Here is a 21,021-nt window from a genome sequence, read left to right as displayed (position 1 = left end):
GCATGCGTAACCACGACACCCTTCGGCGTCCCCGTCGAACCCGACGTGTAGATCACATACGCCGGCTGCTGCGGCAACACCACCACACCCAGCGGATCACCGGACAAGCGCGTCACAGCGGCGGCCACCCGCGGATCGTCCAACGCCACCGACCGCACCCGACCCGCCGGCAACTCGTCAAGGACGTCTTCAACACCGAGCAACATCCCCACCCGCGCATCCGCGAGCATGAACCCAACCCGCTCCACCGGAAGCCCCGGATCGATCGGCAGATAGGCACCACCTGCCTTCACCACCGCCAACAACGCCACGATCAGATCGACGCCCCGGGGCAGGCTGACACCCACCACCGACTCCGCGCCGACACCCAACCCCATCAAGTACCTGGCCAGGCGGTTCGCTCGAGCCTCCAGCTCCGCGAACGACACCTCAACCCCGTCACCCACCACCGCCACCGCGTCCGGCGTCCGCAAAACCTGCGCCGCGAACAACTCCGGCAACGTCGAATCCGCCACTGCCGCACCGGTGTCGTTCCACGTACGCAAGACCCGATCCAGCTCACCCGCATCCCACACATCAACCGCCGACACCCGCACCGACGGGTCAGCGAGCACCGACTCCAGCACCCGCAGCCACCGCCGACCGATCACGGCCACCGTGCCCGCATCGAACAGATCCGCCGACCCGGTCAACACACCCCGCAGCCCCGCAGCACCGCCCGCGGCGTCGAACACCTCACCAATGTTCAAGTCAAGATCAAACCGCGCCGCGGACACCGCACCGGCGGCCGACGCGTGCCCACCAACCGCCACGCCCGGGAGTTCCAACACCGCCTCAGCGGTGTTCTGCACCGTCAACATCACCTGGAACAAGGGATGCCGCGACGTCAGCCGCGACGGCGACAGCACCTCCACCAGCCGCTCGAACGGCACGTCCTGATGCTCGAACCCGGCCAGCGACGTCTCCCGCACCCGAGCCAGGACCTCGGAGAACGTCGGATCACCCGACAGATCGGTGCGCATCACCAAGCTGTTGATGAAGAACCCGACCAGACCATCCAACGCCTGGTCAGTACGCCCAGCCGTCGCCGCACCCATCGGAATGTCCGTGCCGGCACCAAGCTTCGACAACGCGATCGCCAGTGATGCCTGCACGACCATGAACATGGTCACCCCGTGCTCCTGCACCACATCCCGCAACCGCGCATGCAACTCCGCCGGCACCACACACGGCACCTCAAACCCACGATGCGTTGACACCGCCGGCCGCGACCGATCCGCCGGAAGGTTGAGCTCCTCCGGCAACCCCGCCAGAGTCCGCCGCCAGTACGACACCTGCCGAGAGATCACACTCTCCGGATCCGACTCGTCCCCCAGCAACTCCCGCTGCCACAAGGTGTAGTCCGCGTACTGCACCGGCAACGACTCCCACACCGGGGCATGCCCGGCGAGCCGCGCCTGGTACGCGGTCGACACGTCAGTTGCCAGCGGCGCTGTGGACCAGCCGTCCCCGGCGATGTGATGCACGACCAGCACCAGCACCCGCTCGTCGGAGCCGTCACCGAACAACCACGCCCGGATCGGCACCTCACCGGCCAGATCGAACGCGTACCGGGCTGCCGCCGTCACGGCACCGGCCAGCTCTCCGGGCGAGACGTCGACGAGTTGCAGCCGCCAGTCCAGGTCCTCGACCGGGATCACCTGCTGGAACGGCTCGCCGTCCGCGGCCGGGAAGACCGTGCGCAGGACCTCGTGCCGGCCGATCACGTCCCGGAACGCGGTCTCGAGCGCGGTCGTGTCGACCTCACCGGACAGGCCGAGGACTTCCGGGATGTTGTGGGTGGCGCTGGAACCCTCCAACTGCCAGAGGAACCACAGCCGGCGTTGCGCGTACGACAACGGCAGCCGCTCCGGCCGCGCCCACGGCACCAACGCCGGCCGTGCCGCCCCTGTCCCCGGCAGCCGTCCGGCCAGCCGCGCCGGGGTCGGCGCCTCGAACAGCGTCCGCAGGGGCAGTTCGACCCCGAGCACCGCCCGGACCCGGCTCACCAGGCGCACCGCGAGCAGCGAATGCCCACCCAGCGCGAAGAAGTCGTCGTCGACGCCGACGGCAGGCAGACCGAGGACCTCGGCGAAGGCCAGGCACAGCAGTTCCTCGTGCACGCTGGCCGGGCCTCGGCCTGTCCCGGCGATCGCGGAGAAGTCCGGCGCGGGCAGGGCCTTGCGGTCCAGTTTCCCGTTCGGCGTCAGCGGCAACGCGTCCAACGTCACGACCGCGGCCGGCACCATGTACTCCGGGAGCCGTTCGCCGGCGAACGCACGCAACGTCGCGGGCAGCCCGTCGCTGTCACCGCCCGCCGGCACCACATACGCCACCAGGCGCCGGTCGCCGGCCACGGTCTCACGGGCGACCACCGCGACCTGTCCGACCTGGGGATGCGCGGCGATCACCGCTTCGATCTCGCCCAGTTCGATGCGGAACCCGCGGAGCTTCACCTGCTCGTCGGCGCGGCCGAGGTACACCAGTTGCCCGGTGGCGGTCCAGCGGACGAGGTCGCCGGTGCGATACAACCGGGCTCCGGAGTCGAACGGGTCGGCGACGAACCGTTCAGCCGTCAACGCGGACCGTCCGACATACCCACGCGCCAGCTGGGTGCCGGCCAGGTACAGCTCACCCGCCACACCGGCGGGCACCAGCGTGAGGCGGTCGTCGAGGACGTACGCCCGGACGTTGGCCATCGGCCTGCCGATCGGCACCAGCGTTGCCGTGTCTCCGGCGGCACATGCCGCCGACGTGGCCGTGACCGCTGTCTCGGTCGGGCCGTAGGTGTTGTGCAGCTGGGTGTTCGGCAGCACCTCGGAGAACCGGTCACGCACCGCGGCGGTCAGTTCCTCCCCGCCGCTGAGGACATGTCGCAGGGACCGGCAGTCCACTGTGGACGGCTCGTCCAGCAGTGCCTGCAGCAGCGCGGGCACGAACTCGGCCGTCGTCACGTGCTGCTCCCGGATCAGCCGGGCGAGATACTCCGGTTCGCGGTGGCCACCGGGACGCGCGATCACCATCGTGGCGCCGATGACGAGGGGCAGGAACAGTTCCTCCACTGACACGTCGAACCCGACCGGCGTCTTGTACAGGCACCGGTCCGTGCCCCCGAGGTCGTACTCGTCCGTCAGCCACCGCAGCGTGTTGACCACCGCCGCGTGCGACACCACAACACCCTTCGGCGTACCCGTCGACCCCGACGTATAAATCACATACGCCGCGCTGTCCGGCAACACCTCCACCGGCTCACCCACAGCATCCGGAACATCCACATCGGACAACACACACGTCACACCCGCATCCGCAAGCATGAACGCCACCCGCTCCGCCGGCAGATCCAAATCAACCGGCAGGAACGCCGCACCCGCCCGTACCACACCCAACACCGCAACCACCAGATCAACACCTCGCGGCAACCGCACCCCCACCACCGACTCCGGACCAACGCCCAAGCCCCGCAGATACGCCGCCACCCGACCCGAACGCGCATCCACCTCCCCGAACGTCACCGACACACCCTCGAACACCACCGCAACCGCACCCGGATCCCGCGCCACCTGCGCCGCGAACAACCCCGGCAACGTCCCAGCAACACCCTCCACCACCGTGTCGTTCCACTCAACCAACAGACGGCGCCGCTCGTCGACATCGAGGACGTCCACCTCGGAGAGCGGGATGGATGGGTTGGCCAGCACGGTTTCCAGGACCCGGACCCAGCGCCGGGCGATGTCGGCGACGGTGCCGGCGTCGAAAAGGTCGGCGGCGCCGGTGAGCATGCCGCGCAGTCCGGCCGCGGCGCCGTCGGCGCCGTATGTCTCCGAGACTTCGAGGTCCAGGTCGACCTTTGCCGCCGAGAAGCCTGCCACCGGCCCGGCGTAGGCGCCCACGCCGATCCCGGGCAGGTCCAACGTCGCGCCGGCGTTGTTCTGCAGGGTCAGCATCACCTGGAACAGCGGATGCCGGGCCAGGGACCGGGTTGGGGACAGCTCCTCGACGAGCCGCTCGAACGGGACGTCCTGGTGGTCGAATCCCGCCAGGGTGGTTTCGCGCACCCGGGTCAGCAGTTCGGTGAACGAGGGGTCACCGGACAGGTCGGTGCGGGTCACCAGGGTGTTGACGAAGAACCCGACCAGGTCGTCCAGCGCCTGGTCCGTGCGCCCGGCAATCGCCGCACCGATGGGGATGTCGGTGCCAGCACCGAGCTTCGACAGCAGCACCCCGAGCCCGGCCTGCAGCAGCATGAACACCGTGACGCCCTCGGCCCGGGCGACATCCAACAGTCGGGCGTGCAGGTCGGCGCCGACCTGGACGGGCACGGTGTGCCCGCGATCGCTGGCCACCGCCGGACGCGGCCGGTCCGCCGGCAGCGCCAGTTCCTCCGGTGCCCCGGCCAGGGCCTGCCGCCAATACGACACCTGCCGCGAGAGCAGGCTGTCCGGGTCCGTCTCGGCACCGAGGAGTTCCCGCTGCCACAGCGTGTAGTCGGCGTACTGCACGGGCAGCGGCGCCCACACCGGAGCCGCGCCGGCGACCCGCGCCGCGTATGCCGTCGACACGTCCGCGGCCAGCGGTCCGACCGACCAGCCGTCGCCGGCGATGTGGTGTACGACCACCACCAGCACCCGCTCGTCTGAGCCGTCACTGATCAGCCGTGCCCGGATCGGTACCTCACGGGCGAGGTCGAACGCGTGCTGCGCGGCCGCCGTCACCGCACCCGGCAGCGCTCCGGCGGGGACTTCGACCTGCTGCAGTTGCCAGTTCAGGTCCTCGACCGGGATCACCTGCTGGAACGGCTGTCCGTCGATAGTGGGGAAGACCGTACGCAGCACCTCGTGCCGCTCGATCACATCCCGCAGCGCGGCCTCGAGGGCCTGCGCGTCCACGTCACCCGACAGGCGCAGCGCCGTCGGGATGTTGTACGTCGCGTTCGGGCCTTCCAGCTGCCCGATGAACCACAGCCGCTGCTGCGCATACGACAGCGGCAGTCGCTGCGGCCGTACCCACAGCGCCAACGAAGACCGCGCAGACCCCGCACCCGGCAACCGGCCGGCCAGCCCGGCCGGCGTCGACGCCTCGAACAACTCCCGCAGCGACAGTTCGACCCCGAACACGGCCCGGATCCGGCTGACGAGGCGCACCGCCAGCAGCGAATGCCCGCCCAACGCGAAGAAGTCGTCATCCACGCCGACCGCGTCCAGGCCGAGGACCTCGGCGAAGGCCAGGCACAGCAGCTCTTCCTGCACGCTGACCGGGGCCCGCCCGGCGGCGGCTGTCGCGGCGTAGTCCGGGGCGGGCAGGGCCTTGCGGTCCAGCTTCCCGTTCGGTGACAGCGGAAGCCCGGCCAGGACGACCACGGCGGCGGGCACCATGTACTCCGGCAGCCGCTCACGCACGAACGCACGCAACGCCACCGGCAGAACATCAGCGTCACCATCGACCGGGACCACGTAGGCAACAAGGCGCTTGTCCCCGGCGGTGTCCTCGCGGGCGATCACGGCGGCCCGCGCGACCGACGGATGGTCGGTCAACACGGCTTCGATCTCGCCCAGTTCGATCCGGAACCCGCGGATTTTCACCTGCGTGTCCGCCCGGCCGACGAACACCAGTTCGCCGTCGCCGGTCCACCGCACCACGTCGCCGGTCCGGTACAGCCTGCCGCCACCGATCGGGTCGAACGGGTCGGCCACGAACCGCTCCGCCGTCAGCCCGGCGCGGCCCACGTATCCCCGCGCCAGCTGTGCCCCGGCCAGATACAACTCACCCGACACCCCGGCCGGTACCGGCGACAACCGCTCGTCCAGCACGAACATCCGGCTGTTTGCGGCGGGCCGCCCGAACGGCACCACTCCACCCGCCGGCACTCTCGTCACGTCGACGGCTCCGGCCGCGACCATCACCGCGGCCTCCGTCGGGCCGTAGGTGTTCATCAGCACCCGGCCCTCGGACCACGTCGTGGCCTGCCGCGTCGAGATCGCCTCCGCACCCACCACGAGCTGCCGCACCGGTGCCAGGTCCTGGGGCGTCAGCGCCTCCAGCAGGCTCGGCACCACGCTGGCGACCTGCACGCCGGCGGACGCCACCAGTTCCCGCAGCATCCCCGCGTCCGTCCGCTGCGCCGCCGATGCCACCACCAGCCGGGCACCCGACGTCAACGCGACCGCGATGTCCAGCACGGACGCGTCGAAGCTGAACGACGCGAACTGCAGTACCCCGATCCCTGGACCGGCTCCGAACACCGGGACGAACGCCTCCGCGGCGTTTGCCAGCGCCGCGTGCGAGACGCCGACACCCTTCGGCGTCCCCGTCGACCCCGACGTGTAAATCACATACGCCAGCTGGTCCGGCAACGGCCACGCCGGCAGCACCACATCCTGCACGTCCACCACCGGCTCGTCCAGCACCACCAGCGGCGACTCAACCCCCGCCAACACCCCCACCACCGACGACACCGTCACCACACACACCGGCGCCGCATCCACCACCATGAACCCAACCCGCTCCACCGGATACTCAGGATCAATCGGCAAAAACACACCACCCGCCTTCCACACCGCCAACGCCGCAACCACCACCTCCACACCCCGCGGCAAACACACACCCACCACCGACTCCACACCCACACCCCGACCAACCAAACACCGAGCCAGACGATCCGACCGCACATCCAACTCCCCATACGACAACGACACCCCCTCACACACCACCGCCACCGCACCCGAATCACGCACCACCTCCACCCCAAACAACTCCACCACCGACCCCAACCCAACCTCCACCACCGTCTCATTCCACCCAAACAACACCCGATCCAAAACCACCCCATCCAACACCCCAACCGACGACAACAACCCCCACACACCCTCCTCCAAACCAACCTCCAACGCCGACACCAAACCCCCCACACCCGCCAACACCAACCCCACCACCGCACCCGCATCAATCGACCCAACCGCATCCACCACAACACCGAACCGGTCGCCGTAGTCGTCAACCGCCACCGACAGCGGGTAGCTGGTCCGGTCCCGGACGAGCAGGTGCCGTACCCCGTTGTCCTGATCGCCGTGCTGTTCGACGGTGGCGTTGTGCCGGTAGTTGAACAGGGTCGTGAACAGCGGTACGTCGGCCGGCACCGTGCTCGCCCGCTGGGCGATGGCGAGGGGCGTGTGTTCGTGCTCCAGCAGCCCGGCCAGCTGCCCGCGCATCGCGGTAACGGCGGCTCTGACGTCGAGGTCGCCGGTGCGCACCCGCACCGGCAGCGTGTTCATGAACAGGCCGGGAACCCGGTCCGCGCCGGCGCCGGCGTTCATCCGCCCGAACAGCACCGTCCCGAACACCACGTCGTCACGCGCCGCGACCACGGCCAGGACCCGGGACCACGCCACATGCATCACCGTCGCGGGGCTGACCCCCAGCCGCCGGGACACGTCCCGCAGCCGCACACCCAGGTCGGCGTCGATGTCGGCCTGTGCGATGACGACCGCCGAACCGTCGCCGCGTACATCGGTCACACCGAACGCCACGGTCGGTTCGTCGACGCCCGCCAGCAGGTCCCGGAAGTGCGCCTCGTGGTCGCCGCCGACCAGGCTGGCCCGCGCCTGGGCGACGAAGTTGCGGAACGGCAGCGGCGCGGCCAGCTGCTCGGTGCGCCCGGCGAGGATCGCCCGAACCTCGTTGTACACGATCTCGATCGCGGTGTGGTCCTGCACCAGGTGATGGATCCGCACCATCGCCAGCGACCGGCCATCGCACAGGTCGGCGGCATGAACGTCGACCAGCGGGGCGCGACCCAGATCCAACGACGACCCCACCGCCGACATCAGCGCGGCCGCCGGATCCTCGGCGTCGGCGGCGATGTCGACCTCCGTCACCGGGAGGGTCGCCGACCGCCACACCACCTGCACCGGTTCCCGCAGTCCGGACCACACCACCGAGGTGCGGAACACGTCATGCCGGTCGATCACCTGCTGCAACGCGGCGACGAAGTCGTCGAGCGTGTCCCGGTCGGGCAGCTCGAAGACCCGCGGCACGGCGTACACGTCATCGCCGCCGTCGGCCAGCAGGTGGTGGAACAGCATGCCTTCCTGCAACGGCGCGAGCGGGTAGATGTCCGCGACGTTGGCGGCACCACCCTCCACCGTGCCGACGACGGCCTCGATCTCCGCCTCGGTCAGCGCGACCAGCGGCAGCATCTGCGGCGTGATCACCTGCGCGCCGGCCGGGATCAGGTTCGGCGGCACCTCTACGGTCGCCGCACCGGCGGCCGCGGCGAGCCCGGCCGGCGTCGGTGCGTCGAACAGCCGGCGCACCGACACGGGCACGCCCCGCACCCGCAGCCACTCCACGAGTCGTACCGCCAGCAACGAATGCCCACCGAGGGCGAAGAAGTCGTCATCGACCCCGACGGCGTCGAGACCCAACACCTCGGCGAAGGCCTGGCACAGCAGCTCCTCGCGGACGTTGGCCGGGCCGCGTCCAATCCCGGCGGTCGCCGCGAAGTCCGGCGCGGGCAGGGCCTTGCGGTCCAGCTTCCCGTTCGGTGACAGCGGAAGCCCGGCCAGGACCACGACGGCGGCGGGCACCATGTACTCCGGCAGCCGCTCACGCACGAACGCACGCAACGCCACCGGCAGATCGCCGGCGTCACCATCGACCGGGACCACGTAGGCAACGAGGCGCTTGTCCCGGGCCGTGTCCTGGCGGGCGATGACGGCGGCCTGCGCGACCCGCGGATGGTCGGTCAGCACGGCTTCGATCTCGCCCGGTTCGATCCGGAACCCGCGGATCTTCACCTGCTCGTCGGCGCGGCCCAGGTATACGAGGTCGCCGTCGCCGGTCCACCGCACGACGTCCCCGGTCCGGTACAACAGTCCACCCAGGCCGGCCGGGTCGAACGGATCGGCCACGAAGCGGGCTGCCGTCAGCGCGGGCCGGCCCACGTATCCTCGTGCCAGCTGCGCCCCGGCCACGTACAGCTCGCCGGCCACCCCGACCGGCACCGGCGACAGCCGCTCGTCCAGCACGAACGCGCGGCTGTTGCCCATCGGCCGGCCGAACGGCACCACCGAGGTGCCCGACACCCGCTCCGCGTCCACCACGCTGGTCGCCATGATCACCGCCGCCTCGGTCGGGCCGTAGGCGTGGACCAGCAACCGGTCCGCCGCCCACAGTTCGGCCTGCCGGACGGAGATCCCCTCCGAACCCACCACCATCCGCCGCACCGGCGCCAGGTCGTGCGGCGTCAACGTCTCCAGCAGGCTCGGCACCAGGCTCGCCACCTGCACCCCGGCGGACGCCACCAACTCCCGCAGCATTCCCGCGTCCGTCCGCTGCGCCGCCGATGCCACCACCAGCCGGGCACCCGACGTCAACGCAACCGCGATGTCCAGCACGGACGCGTCGAAGCTGAACGAGACGAACTGCAGCACGCCCACCCCCGGCCCGGCCCCGAACACCGGGCTGAGCACGCCTACCGCGTTCGCCAGCGCGGCGTGCGAGACGCCGACACCCTTCGGCGTCCCCGTCGACCCCGACGTGTAAATCACGTACGCCAGCTGGCCCGGCAGCACGCGAACCGGCAACGGCTCCGCCGGCGCCTCCGCCGCCGATACCGGCTCGTCCAGCACCACCAACGGCGACTCAACCCCCGCCAACACCCCCACCACCGACGACACCGTCACCACACACACCGGCGCCGCATCCACCACCATGAACCCAACCCGCTCCACCGGATACTCAGGATCAATCGGCAAAAACACACCACCCGCCTTCCACACCGCCAACGCCGCAACCACCACCTCCACACCCCGCGGCAAACACACACCCACCACCGACTCCACACCCACACCCCGACCAACCAAACACCGAGCCAGACGATCCGACCGCACATCCAACTCCCCATACGACAACGACACCCCCTCACACACCACCGCCACCGCACCCGAATCACGCACCACCTCCACCCCAAACAACTCCACCACCGACCCCAACCCAACCTCCACCACCGTCTCATTCCACCCAAACAACACCCGATCCAAAACCACCCCATCCAACACCCCAACCGACGACAACAACCCCCACACACCCTCCTCCAAACCAACCTCCAACGCCGACACCAAACCCCCCACACCCGCCAACACCAACCCCACCACCGCACCCGCATCAATCGACCCAACCGCATCCACCACAACACCGAAGCGACGGCCGTCGTCGTCCACGGAAACGGTCAGCGGGTAGTTGTTCTGCTCGCGGAAGTACACGGTGCGGACGCCCGCGAACCCGTGCGGCCCGTCAGCGTCACCCGGCCGGCCCGCGCTGTTGTGCCGGTAATTGAGCAGCGTGGCGAACAACGGCAGGTCGCCCGGCACCGCACTGACCCGCTGCGCCAACGCCAACGGCGCGTGCTCGTGCTCGATCAGCCCGGCCAGTTGTCCGCGCATCGCGGTGACCGCCGCCAGCACATCCAAGCCGCCGGTCGGCACCCGCACCGGCAGCGTGTTCATGAACAAGCCGGGCACCCGGTCCGCACCGGCGCCGGCGTTCATCCGCCCGAACAACACCGTGCCGAACACGACATCGTCACGACCCGACACCACCGCGAGGACCCGCGACCACGCCACATGCATCACGGTCGCGGGGCTCACCCCGAGCCGCCGGGCCGTCTCCCGCAGCCGCGCCGCCAGTTCGACGTCGAGCTCTGCCCCGGCCCGTACCACCGCGGACCCGTCACCGCGAATATCGCTGACACCGAACGCCGCCGTCGGCTCATCCACCCCAGACAGCAGCTCCCGGAAGTACTCCTCGTGGTCCCCGCTGGCCTGGGCCTGCGCCACGAAGTTCCGGAACGGCAGCGGCTCCGGCAGGGTGTCGGCCTGACCGGCCAGCACCGCCTCGACCTCGGCCATCACCACTTCCAACGCCGCATGGTCCTGCACCAGGTGATGCACGCGCAGCAACCCCAGCCACCGGCCGCCGGCAACCTCGGCCACATGCAGGTCCAGCAGCGGCGCCCGGCCCAGGTCCATCGACAGACTCACCGCCGACAGCAGCTCCGCCACCGGGTCCGCAGCATCGGCCGGCAGGCCGACCTCGGTCACCGGCACCGTGACCGCCCGCCACACCACCTGCACCGGCTCCCGCAACCCCGCCCACACCATCGACGTCCGGAGGATGTCGTGACGATCGACAACGTGCTGCAGCCCGGCGGTGAACGCGTCGAGCCGGCCACGGTCGTCGAACTCGAGCACGAACGGCGTGACGTACGCGTCCTCGCCACCATCGGCCAGCAGGTGGAGGAACAGCAGACCTTCCTGCAGCGGCGCGAGGGGGTAGATGTCCGCGACGTTCGCCGCGCCACCCGCGACGGTGCCGACGACGGCCTGGATCTCGGCCTCGGTCAGCTCGACCAGCGGCAGCATGTCCGGGGTGATCACCTGTGCGCCGGCGAGGATCAGGTTCGGCGGGACCTCCACGGTCACCGCACCCGCGGCCGTCGCCAACCCTGCCGGCGTCGGCGACAGGAACAGCGCACGCACCGACACCGACACGCCCCGGACCCGCAACCACTCCACCAGCCGCACCGCCAGCAGCGAGTGACCGCCGAGGGCGAAGAAGTCGTCATCGACCCCGACGGCGTCGAGACCCAACACCTCCGCGAACGCCTGGCACAGCAGCTCTTCACGGACGCTCGCCGGGCCGCGTCCGGTCCCCGCCGCAGACGCGAAGTCCGGCGCCGGCAACGCCTTGCGATCCAGCTTCCCGTTCACGGTGAGTGGCAACGCGGCCAGCACCACCACCGCGGACGGCACCATGTACTCCGGCAACCGCTCAGCGGCGAACCCGCGCAGCACGGCCGGCAGGTCGTCACCGTCACCATCGGCCGGAACCACGTACGCGACAAGGCGCTCGTCCTGGGCGATCACCGCGATCTGGGCAACCCGCGGATGGGCGGCGATGACCGCTTCGACCTCACCCGGCTCGATCCGGAACCCGCGGATCTTCACCTGCTCATCCGCGCGACCCAGATAGACGAGGTCGCCGTCGCTGGACCAGCGCACCACATCACCGGTGCGGTACAACCGCGCCCCACTGTCGAACGGGTCCGCGACGAACCGCTCCCCCGTCAACCCCGGACGACTGACATAACCCCGGGCCAGCTGGACCCCAGCCAGATACAGCTCACCAGGAACCCCGACAGGGACCGGCGCCAACCGGTCGTCCAGGACGTAGACACGGGTGTTGAACACCGGACGACCGATCGGGACCGGACCCGATGCTGGGACCGCGCACTCGGTCACGTCGACCGACGCCTCCGTCGGGCCGTACAGGTTGAACAACCCCACGCCCGGCAGGACCTCGAAGAACCGGTCCCGGACCGCCGCACCCAACGCCTCACCAGAACACACCACGCGCCTGAGACCACCACACTCAGCTGCCTGCGGGGCGGCCAGGAACGCCTCCAACATCGACGGCACGAAATGCACGGTGTCGACGTGTTCATCGCGGATCAGCTCCGCGACGTAGCCCGGGTCACGGTGGCCACCCGGACGGGCAACGACCATCACCGCGCCCTGGATCAACGGCCAGAACAACTCCCACACCGACACGTCAAAACCAAACGGCGTCTTGTGCAGAACCCTGTCCCCCGGCTGCAACCCGAACCGAGCTTGCATCCACACCAGACGGTTCACAATCCCGGCGTGGGACACCACCACACCCTTCGGGACACCCGTCGACCCCGACGTATAGATCACATACGCCGCCTGCGCCGGAACCACCCGCACACCAGGGTCCGCACCCGGCAGACCCTCCGACTCAACCTCGGACACCACACACACCGCGCCCGCATCCGCCACCATGAACGCCACCCGCTCAGCCGGCAGATCCGGATCAATCGGCAGATACGCGCCACCAGCCTTCACCACCGCCAACAACGCAACCACCATGTCCACACCCCGCGGCAGGCGCACACCCACCACCGAATCCGCACCGACACCACGGCTCATCAACAACCGAGCCAAGCGATTCGCCCGACCATCCAACTCCGCATACGAAACGGACTCGCCCTCAAACACCACCGCCGGCGCATCCGGAGTCCGCGCCACCTGCGCCGCAAACAACCCAGGCAACGTGTCAGCCGGCACGTCGACCGCAGTGTCGTTCCACGCACGCAGCATCCGGTCCAACTCACCGGCACCCAGAACATCCACCGCCGAGACCGGAGCCGACGGATCCGCCAGCACCCCCTCCAACACCCGCAACCACCGCTCAGCGATCACCACAACCGAGCCCGCATCGAACAGATCCGCCGACCCGATCACCGCACCCCGCAACCCCGCCGGCAGACCATCGGGATCGAAGCTCTCGGTGACGCTCCACTCCAGGTCGAACTTCGCCGCCGACACCCCGGACGCCGATCCGGCAAACGCGCCTACGCCGATCCCGGGCAGATCCAACACCGCGCCGGCGGTGTTCTGCACCGTCAACATCGTCTGGAACAACGGGTGCCGGGCCAGGGACCGACCTGGGGCGAGCTCCTCCACCAGCAGCTCGAACGGCACATCCTGATGCTCGAACCCAGCCAGCGTCGTCTCCCGCACCCGAGCCAGCAGCTCAGTGAACGAGGGGTCGCCGGACAGGTCAGTGCGGATCACGAGGGTGTTGACGAAGAACCCAACCAGGTCATCCAACGCCTGGTCCGTGCGGCCGGCGATCGCCGCGCCGATCGGGATGTCCGTGCCGGCGCCGAGCTTCGACAACAACACACCCAGCCCGGCCTGCAGCAGCATGAACACCGTCACGCCCTCGGCCCGGGCAACCTCCAGCAACCGCGCATGCAACCCGGCCGGCACGTCCACCGGCACCGCGTGCCCACGATGGCTCGCCACGAGAGGACGCCGCCGGTCCGCCGGCAACACCAGCTCCTCCGGCACACCAGCCAGAGCCCGCCGCCAGTACGACACCTGCCGCGAGATCACACTGTCCGGATCGCCTTCGGCACCAAGCAGCTCCCGCTGCCACAACGTGTAATCGGCATACTGCACCGGCAGCGGCCCCCACGCCGGCGCCCGACCAGCCAACCGCGCCGCATACGCCGCCGACACATCGCCGGCCAATGGACGCGTCGACCAGCCGTCCCCGGCGATGTGATGCACGACCGTCACGAACACCCGCTCGCCGTCATCGCCGGTGAACAGCCACGCCCGGATCGGCGCCTCCACCGCCAGATCGAACGCGTACTGCACCGCCGCATCCACCGCGTGCGCCAGATCCGCCGCTGCCACGTCGACCAACTGCAGCTGCCAGTCCAGGTCCTCGACCGGAGTCACCTGCTGGAACGGCTCACCGTCGACGGTCGGGAACACGGTGCGCAGCACCTCGTGCCGTTCGATCACATCCCGCAACGCCGCCTGAAGAGCCTGCGCGTCCACCTCACCCGACAGGCGCAGCACCATCGGAATGTTGTACGTCGCGCTCGGACCCTCCAACTGACCGATGAACCACAGCCGCTGCTGCGCATACGACAACGGCAGCCGCTCCGGCCGTACCGACGGCACCAACGCCGACCGCGCCACCCCGGCACCCGGCAACAGCCCCGCCAACCCCGCCGGCGTCGAAGCCTCGAACAACGCCCGCAACGGCAACTCGACCCCGAACACGGCCCGGACCCGGCTGACGAGGCGCACCGCCAGCAGCGAATGCCCACCCAACGCGAAGAAGTCGTCATCCACGCCGACCGCGTCCAGGCCGAGGACCTCGGCGAAGGCCTGTCCCAGCAGCTCTTCGCGCACGTTGGCCGGACCACGACCGACCCCAGCACCAGCCGCGAAGTCCGGCGCGGGCAGCGCCCGCCGGTCCAGCTTCCCGTTCACCGACAGCGGCAACGCCTCGAGGACGACCACGGCCGCGGGCACCATGTACTCCGGCAGCCGGTCACCGGCGAACCCGCGCAACTCCGCCGGGAGGCCGTCACCGTCACCGCCGGCCGGCACCACATACGCCACCAGGCGCTTGTCCCCGGACGGGTCCTCACGGGCGATCACCGCGGCCTGCGCCACCCGCGGATGCCCGGTCAGCACCGCCTCGATCTCGCCCGGCTCGATCCGGAACCCGCGGATCTTCACCTGCTCGTCGGCGCGGCCCAGATACACCAGGTCCCCGCCGGCGTCCCACCGCACCACATCCCCGGTTCGGTACAGCCGACCGCCGGCACCGAACGGGTCGGCGACGAACCGGTCCGCGGTCAGCCCGGCCCGCCCCACGTATCCGCGGGCGACGCCCGACCCGGCCACGTACAGCTCACCGGCCACCCCTACCGGCACCGGCGTGAGCCGTCCGTCCAGCACGTACACCCGGGCCCCGCCGATCGGACGCCCGATCGGCGGCACCGGACGGTCGGCACCGTCGTCGAACCACGCGGTGGCATACACCGTCGCCTCGGTCGGGCCGTAGATGTTCGCCACCGCCGCCCCGGGCATTGCCGCCCGCACGGCACCGAGCACACCCGCCGACAGGCCCTCACCGGCCAGCACCACCATGTCCGCGGACGCCGAACCCAGCACCGGCACCAACGCCGAGGGCACCGCACTGACCAGCGACACGTCATCCACCACGCCGTCCGCCAGCGCCAGCAGGTCCTCCACGATCCGGACCGACCCACCACAGCACAACGGACCGAACAGCTCGAACACCGACACGTCGAAGCTCAACGACGTCGCACCCAGCGCCCGTTCGAAACCACCGTCGCCGCCGAACCGTGAGCCCGCCCAAGCCACCAGCGCCGCCACGGAGTGGTGCTCGACCACCACACCCTTCGGCACACCGGTCGACCCCGACGTGTACATCACATACGCCGCGCACCCCGGCCCCACCACGGCCAGCGCCGCACCGGCATCGCCGCCCAACCCCGGATCGTCCAACGCCACCACCCGAACCCCACCAACCGTCTCCCCACCCAGCAACCCCGACACCGTCACCACACACACCGGCGCCGCATCAGCCAACATGAACCCAACCCGCTCCACCGGATACGCCGGATCCACCGGCAAATACGCACCACCCGCCTTCCACACCCCCAACACCGCCACCACCAGATCCACACCCCGCGGCAAACACAACCCCACCACCGACTCCGGCCCCACCCCCAACCCGGACAGGTAACCAGCCAACCGAGACGACCGCACATCCAACTCCGCATACGACACCACCACACCACCACACACCACCGCCGGCGCATCCGGCGTACGCCCCACCTGCGCCGCGAACAACTCCGGCACCGTAGCGGCCGGCACCACGAACCCGGTGTCGTTCCACTGATGCAGCAGGCGGTCCAGTTCGGGTGTGTCCAGCACGCCGACCGCCGACAGCGGCACCTGTGCGCGGCCGTCGAGGCCGTCCTCCAGCGCCGCGACCAGGCTGCCGGTCGCGGTCCGCAGCATGCAGGCCACGGCGACGGGGTCGATCGGGCCGACCGCGTCGACGGCGAAGCCGAACCCGGCGGCGTGGTCGTCGACCGACACCGTCAACGGGTAGTTGGTGATGTCCCGGGAGAACAGCGTCCGGATGCCGTCGAACCCGCCGGTGTCACGGGTGTCCGGGCGTCCGGTGTCGGCCTGGTACCGGTAGTTGAAGAGGGTGGTGAACAGCGGCTTGTCCGCCGGCAGGGCGCTCGCCCGTTGCGCCGACGCCAGCGGGGCGTGCTCGTGCTCCAGCAGTCCGGCCAGTTGGGTGCGCATCGCGGTGACCGCGGTCAGCACGTCCGGGTCGCCGATGTTCACGCGCACCGGCAGCGTGTTGATGAACAGTCCGGGCGCCCGGTCCGATCCGGCGCCGGCGTTCATCCGCCCGAACAGCACGGTGCCGAACACGACGTCGTCGCGGCCGGACACCACGGCGAGGACCCGCGACAAGGCCACGTGCATGATCGTCGCCGGGCTGGCGCCCAACCGCCGGGCCACGTCCCGTAGCCGCGTCCCCAGCTCGGCGTCGAGCTCCGCTCGGGCGCGCTCCATGCCGGACCCGTCGCCGCGCACGTCGGTCACCCCGTATGCGGCGGTCGGCTCGTCGACGCCGGCCAGCAGGTCGCGGAAGAACTCCTCGTGGCCGCCGGTGACCAGCCCGGCCCGGGCCTGGGCGACGAAGTTGCGGAACGGCAGCGGCGTCGGCAGCGTGTCGGCGCGCCCCGACAGCGTCGCTTCGATCTCGTCCAGCATCACTTCCAGCGCGATGTGGTCCTGCACGACGTGGTGCCCGCGGAGCATCCCGAGCCACCGGCCATCGGTGACCTCGGCGACGTGCAGGTCCAGCAGTGGCGCCCGCTCGAAGTCCATCGACAGGCCCACGATCGTCAGCAGGTCCGTTGTCGCGTCGGCGGTGTCGGCTGGCAGGCTGACCTCGGTGACGGGCAGCGTGGCGGATCGCCACACGACCTGTACCGGCTGCCGCAGCCCAGACCACACCACCGACGTGCGGAACACGTCGTGCCGGTCGATGACCTGCTGGAGGGCGGCGATGAACCGGTCGAGCCGGGCCCGGTCGGCGAACTCGATCACCGTCGGCGCGACGTAGACGTCCTCACCGCCGGCGGCGAACAGGTGGTGGAACAGGATGCCTTCCTGCAGCGGCGCGAGGGGGTAGATGTCGGCGATGTTGGCGGCGCCGCCGTCGACGGTGCCGGCGACCGCTTGGATCTCCGCCTGGGTCAGCTCGACCAGCGGCAGCATCTGCGGCGTGATGGCCTGCGCGCCGGCCGGGATCAGGTTCGGCGGGACCTCGACCGCCGCGATGCTCGTCGCCGCGGCGAGCCCGGCCGGTGTCGGCGTGAGGAACAGCGCCCGCACCGACACCGACACCCCGCGCACCCGCAGCCACTCGACCACGGACAACGCCAGCAGTGAGTGGCCGCCCAGCGCGAAGAAGTTGTCGTCGACGCCGACCGTGTCGAGGCCGAGCATCTCCGCGAAGGCCTGGCAGAGGAGCTCTTCGCGGGCGTTGGCGGGGCCGCGCCCGCCGCCGGCCGTGATGTTGTGCTGCGGCGCGGGGAGGGCCTCGCGGTTGAGTTTGCCGTTGGCGGTCAGTGGCAGGGCGTCGAGGACGACGACGGCGCCGGGCACCAGGTACTCCGGCAGCCGGGTCGCCAGGTGCTGGCGGATCTCGCCGGGCAGCGCCGGGTCGGCGGCGCCGACGGGGACGATGTAGGCGACCAGTTGCTTGCCGCCGGCCGCGTCGTCGCGGGCGATCACCGCGGCCTGGGCGACCCGCGGGTGGGTGGCGGCCGCGGCCTGGACCTCGCCGGGTTCGATCCGGAACCCGCGGATCTTCACCTGCTCGTCGGCGCGACCGAGGTAGACGAGATCCCCGTCGGCGTTCCACCGCACGACGTCCCCGGTGCGGTACAACCGCTCGCCGGCACCGAACGGATCCGCGACGAACCGTTCCGCCGTCAGCCCGGCCCGGCCGACGTAGCCACGGGCGAGCTGCGCGCCGGCGATGTACAACTCACCGGCCACCCCGACCGGCACCGGCAACAACCGCTCATCCAGCACATACAACCGGGTATTCGCGATCGGCCGCCCGATCGGCACCTGCTCCCCCGCCAGCACCTGACCCGACGACACCCGATACACACAACACCCGACAACCGTCTCCGTCGGACCGTACTCATTCACCACCACCGAACCCGGCGCCCGATCCAACCACCGCCGCACCGGACCCGCCGACAACGCCTCACCACCAACCACCAGCACCCGCGCCGCCGACGACGCAGCAGGACCGATGATCAACTCCGCCAGCAACGGCAGATGCGCCGGCACGACCTTCACCACGTCGAACCCGCCCGACGCATTCACCAGCCCGGCCAGGCCCTCCGCGCCACCGTCCACACTGACCACCACCGGCGACCCAGCGACAAGCGGCACCACCACACTCGTCACCGTCAGATCGAACGCCAACGACGAATGCAACACCGCACCCCGACCCGCCGGACCGTACGCACCCACCGCCCACACCGCATAATTCGCCAACCCACCATGCGTAACCGCGACACCCTTCGGCATCCCCGTCGAACCCGACGTGTAAATGACATACGCCAGCTGACCCGGCAGCACCGGCACGTCCAGCGACGCACCCGACTGCGCCGCCACCGCAGCGGCCAACTGCGGGTCGTCCAACGCCGCCGACCGAACCCGCCCCGCGGGGAGCTCGTCGAGGATGTCCTGCACACCGAGCAGCACCGCGGCGCGCGAGTCGGCGAGCATGAACCCGATCCGCTCCACCGGATACCCCGGATCGATCGGCAGGTACGCGCCACCGGCCTTCCACACCGCCAGAAGCGCGACGACCATGTCGATCCCGCGCGGCAGGCAAAGACCCACCACCGACTCCGCGCCGACGCCCGAAGCGGCCAGATACCGGGCCAGGCGATTCGCCCGAGCGTCGAGGTCCGCATACGACATCACCACGCCGTCGCACACCACGGCCGGCGCGTCCGGCGTCCGCGACGCCTGCGCCGCGAACAGTCCCGGCGCCAGCACCGGCGGCACCTCGGCCCCGGTGTCGTTCCACTGCACCAGCACCCGGTGCGACTCGGCCTCGTCCAGCACCGACACCGCCGACAGCGGCAGCGACGGGTCGGTGGCGACGGTTTCCAGCACCCGTACCCACCGCCGGCCGACCGAGGCCACCGACCCGGCGTCGAACAGGTCCGCCGACCCGGTCACCCACCCTCGCAGGCCCGCCGGGGCACCGTCGGCGGCGAAGACCTCCGACACCGTCAGGTCCAGGTCGAACTTCGCCGTCGCACGGTCCGCGGAGATCCCTTCCGTGCTCAACCCCGCCAGGTCCAGGACGGCGTCGGCGTTGTTCTGCACGGTCAGCATCACCTGGAACAGCGGGTGCCGGGCCAGCGACCGGGTCGGGGCCAGCTCCTCGACGAGCCGTTCGAACGGCACGTCCTGATGCGCGAACGCGGCGAGACTCGTCGTGCGGACCCGCGCCAGGACCTGCTCGAACGTGGGGTCGCCGGCCAGGTCGGTGCGGATGACGAGCGTGTTGACGAAGAACCCGACCAGGTCGTGCAGCGCCTCGTCGGTGCGGCCGGCGACCACCGAGCCGGTCGGGATGTCGTTGCCGGCACCGAGTTTCGACATCAGGACCGCCAGGGCGCCCTGCAGCAGCATGAACATCGTCACGCCCTGCGCCCGGGCCACCTGCACCAGCCGGGCGTGCAGCTCGGCGGGCACCTCGACCGGCAGCTGGTGGCCACGGTAGCTGGCCACGGCCGGCCGTGGCCGGTCCGCCGGCAACGCCAGTTCCTCCGGCGCGCCGGCCAGCGCCTGCCGCCAGTACGCGACCTGCCGCGAGATCAGGCTGTCCGGGTCTTCTTCGTCGCCGAGCAGTTCCCGCTGCCAGAGGGTGTAGTCGACGTACTGCACCGGCAGCGGCTGCCAGCTGGGGGCGTGCCCCGCGCTGCGGGCGGCGTACGCCGTGGAGACGTCCCGCGCCAGTGTCGCTTTCGACCAGCCGTCGCTGGCGATGTGGTGCATCACCACGACCAGGACGTGTTCGTCGGGTCCGGACGAGATCAGCCGGGCCCGGATCGGCACCTCCGCGGCCAGATCGAACACGTAGCCGGCGGCGTCGTCGACCGCGGCCTGCACGTCGGCGGCGGGGACGGCGACGACCTCGAGGGCCCAGTCCAGGTCCTTGAGCGGGACGATCCGCTGGTGCGGTCGCCCGTCGACGATCGGGAACACCGTCCGCAGCACCGCGTGCCGGCCCAGCACGTCCCGGATCGCCGCATCGAGGGCGTCGACCTCGATGCCGCCGGACAGCCGCAGGTGGATCGGGACGTTGTAGGTGGCGCTCGGACCTTCCAGTTGCCCGATGAACCACAGCCGCTGTTGCGCGTACGACAACGGGATCATCAGGACTCCTCGGCTTGCAGCAGTGTGCGGATGCGGCTGTTCGGTGTGACCGCGAGCAGGG

1 protein-coding gene is annotated in these 21,021 nt (G+C 70.4%); it reads right to left on the bottom strand.

Annotated elements, in window-relative coordinates:
* A partial coding sequence (locus tag AB0K00_RS51970; RefSeq protein ID WP_363538278.1) for a non-ribosomal peptide synthase/polyketide synthase occupies positions 1-20,960 on the bottom strand: 20,960 nt, incomplete at its 3' end.
* Positions 20,961-21,021: the final 61 nt, after the last annotated feature.

This window comes from Dactylosporangium sp. NPDC049525 (assembly GCF_040676755.1).
Lineage (GTDB): Bacteria > Actinomycetota > Actinomycetes > Mycobacteriales > Micromonosporaceae > Dactylosporangium.
This window is presented reverse-complemented; position numbering and strand designations above follow the sequence as displayed.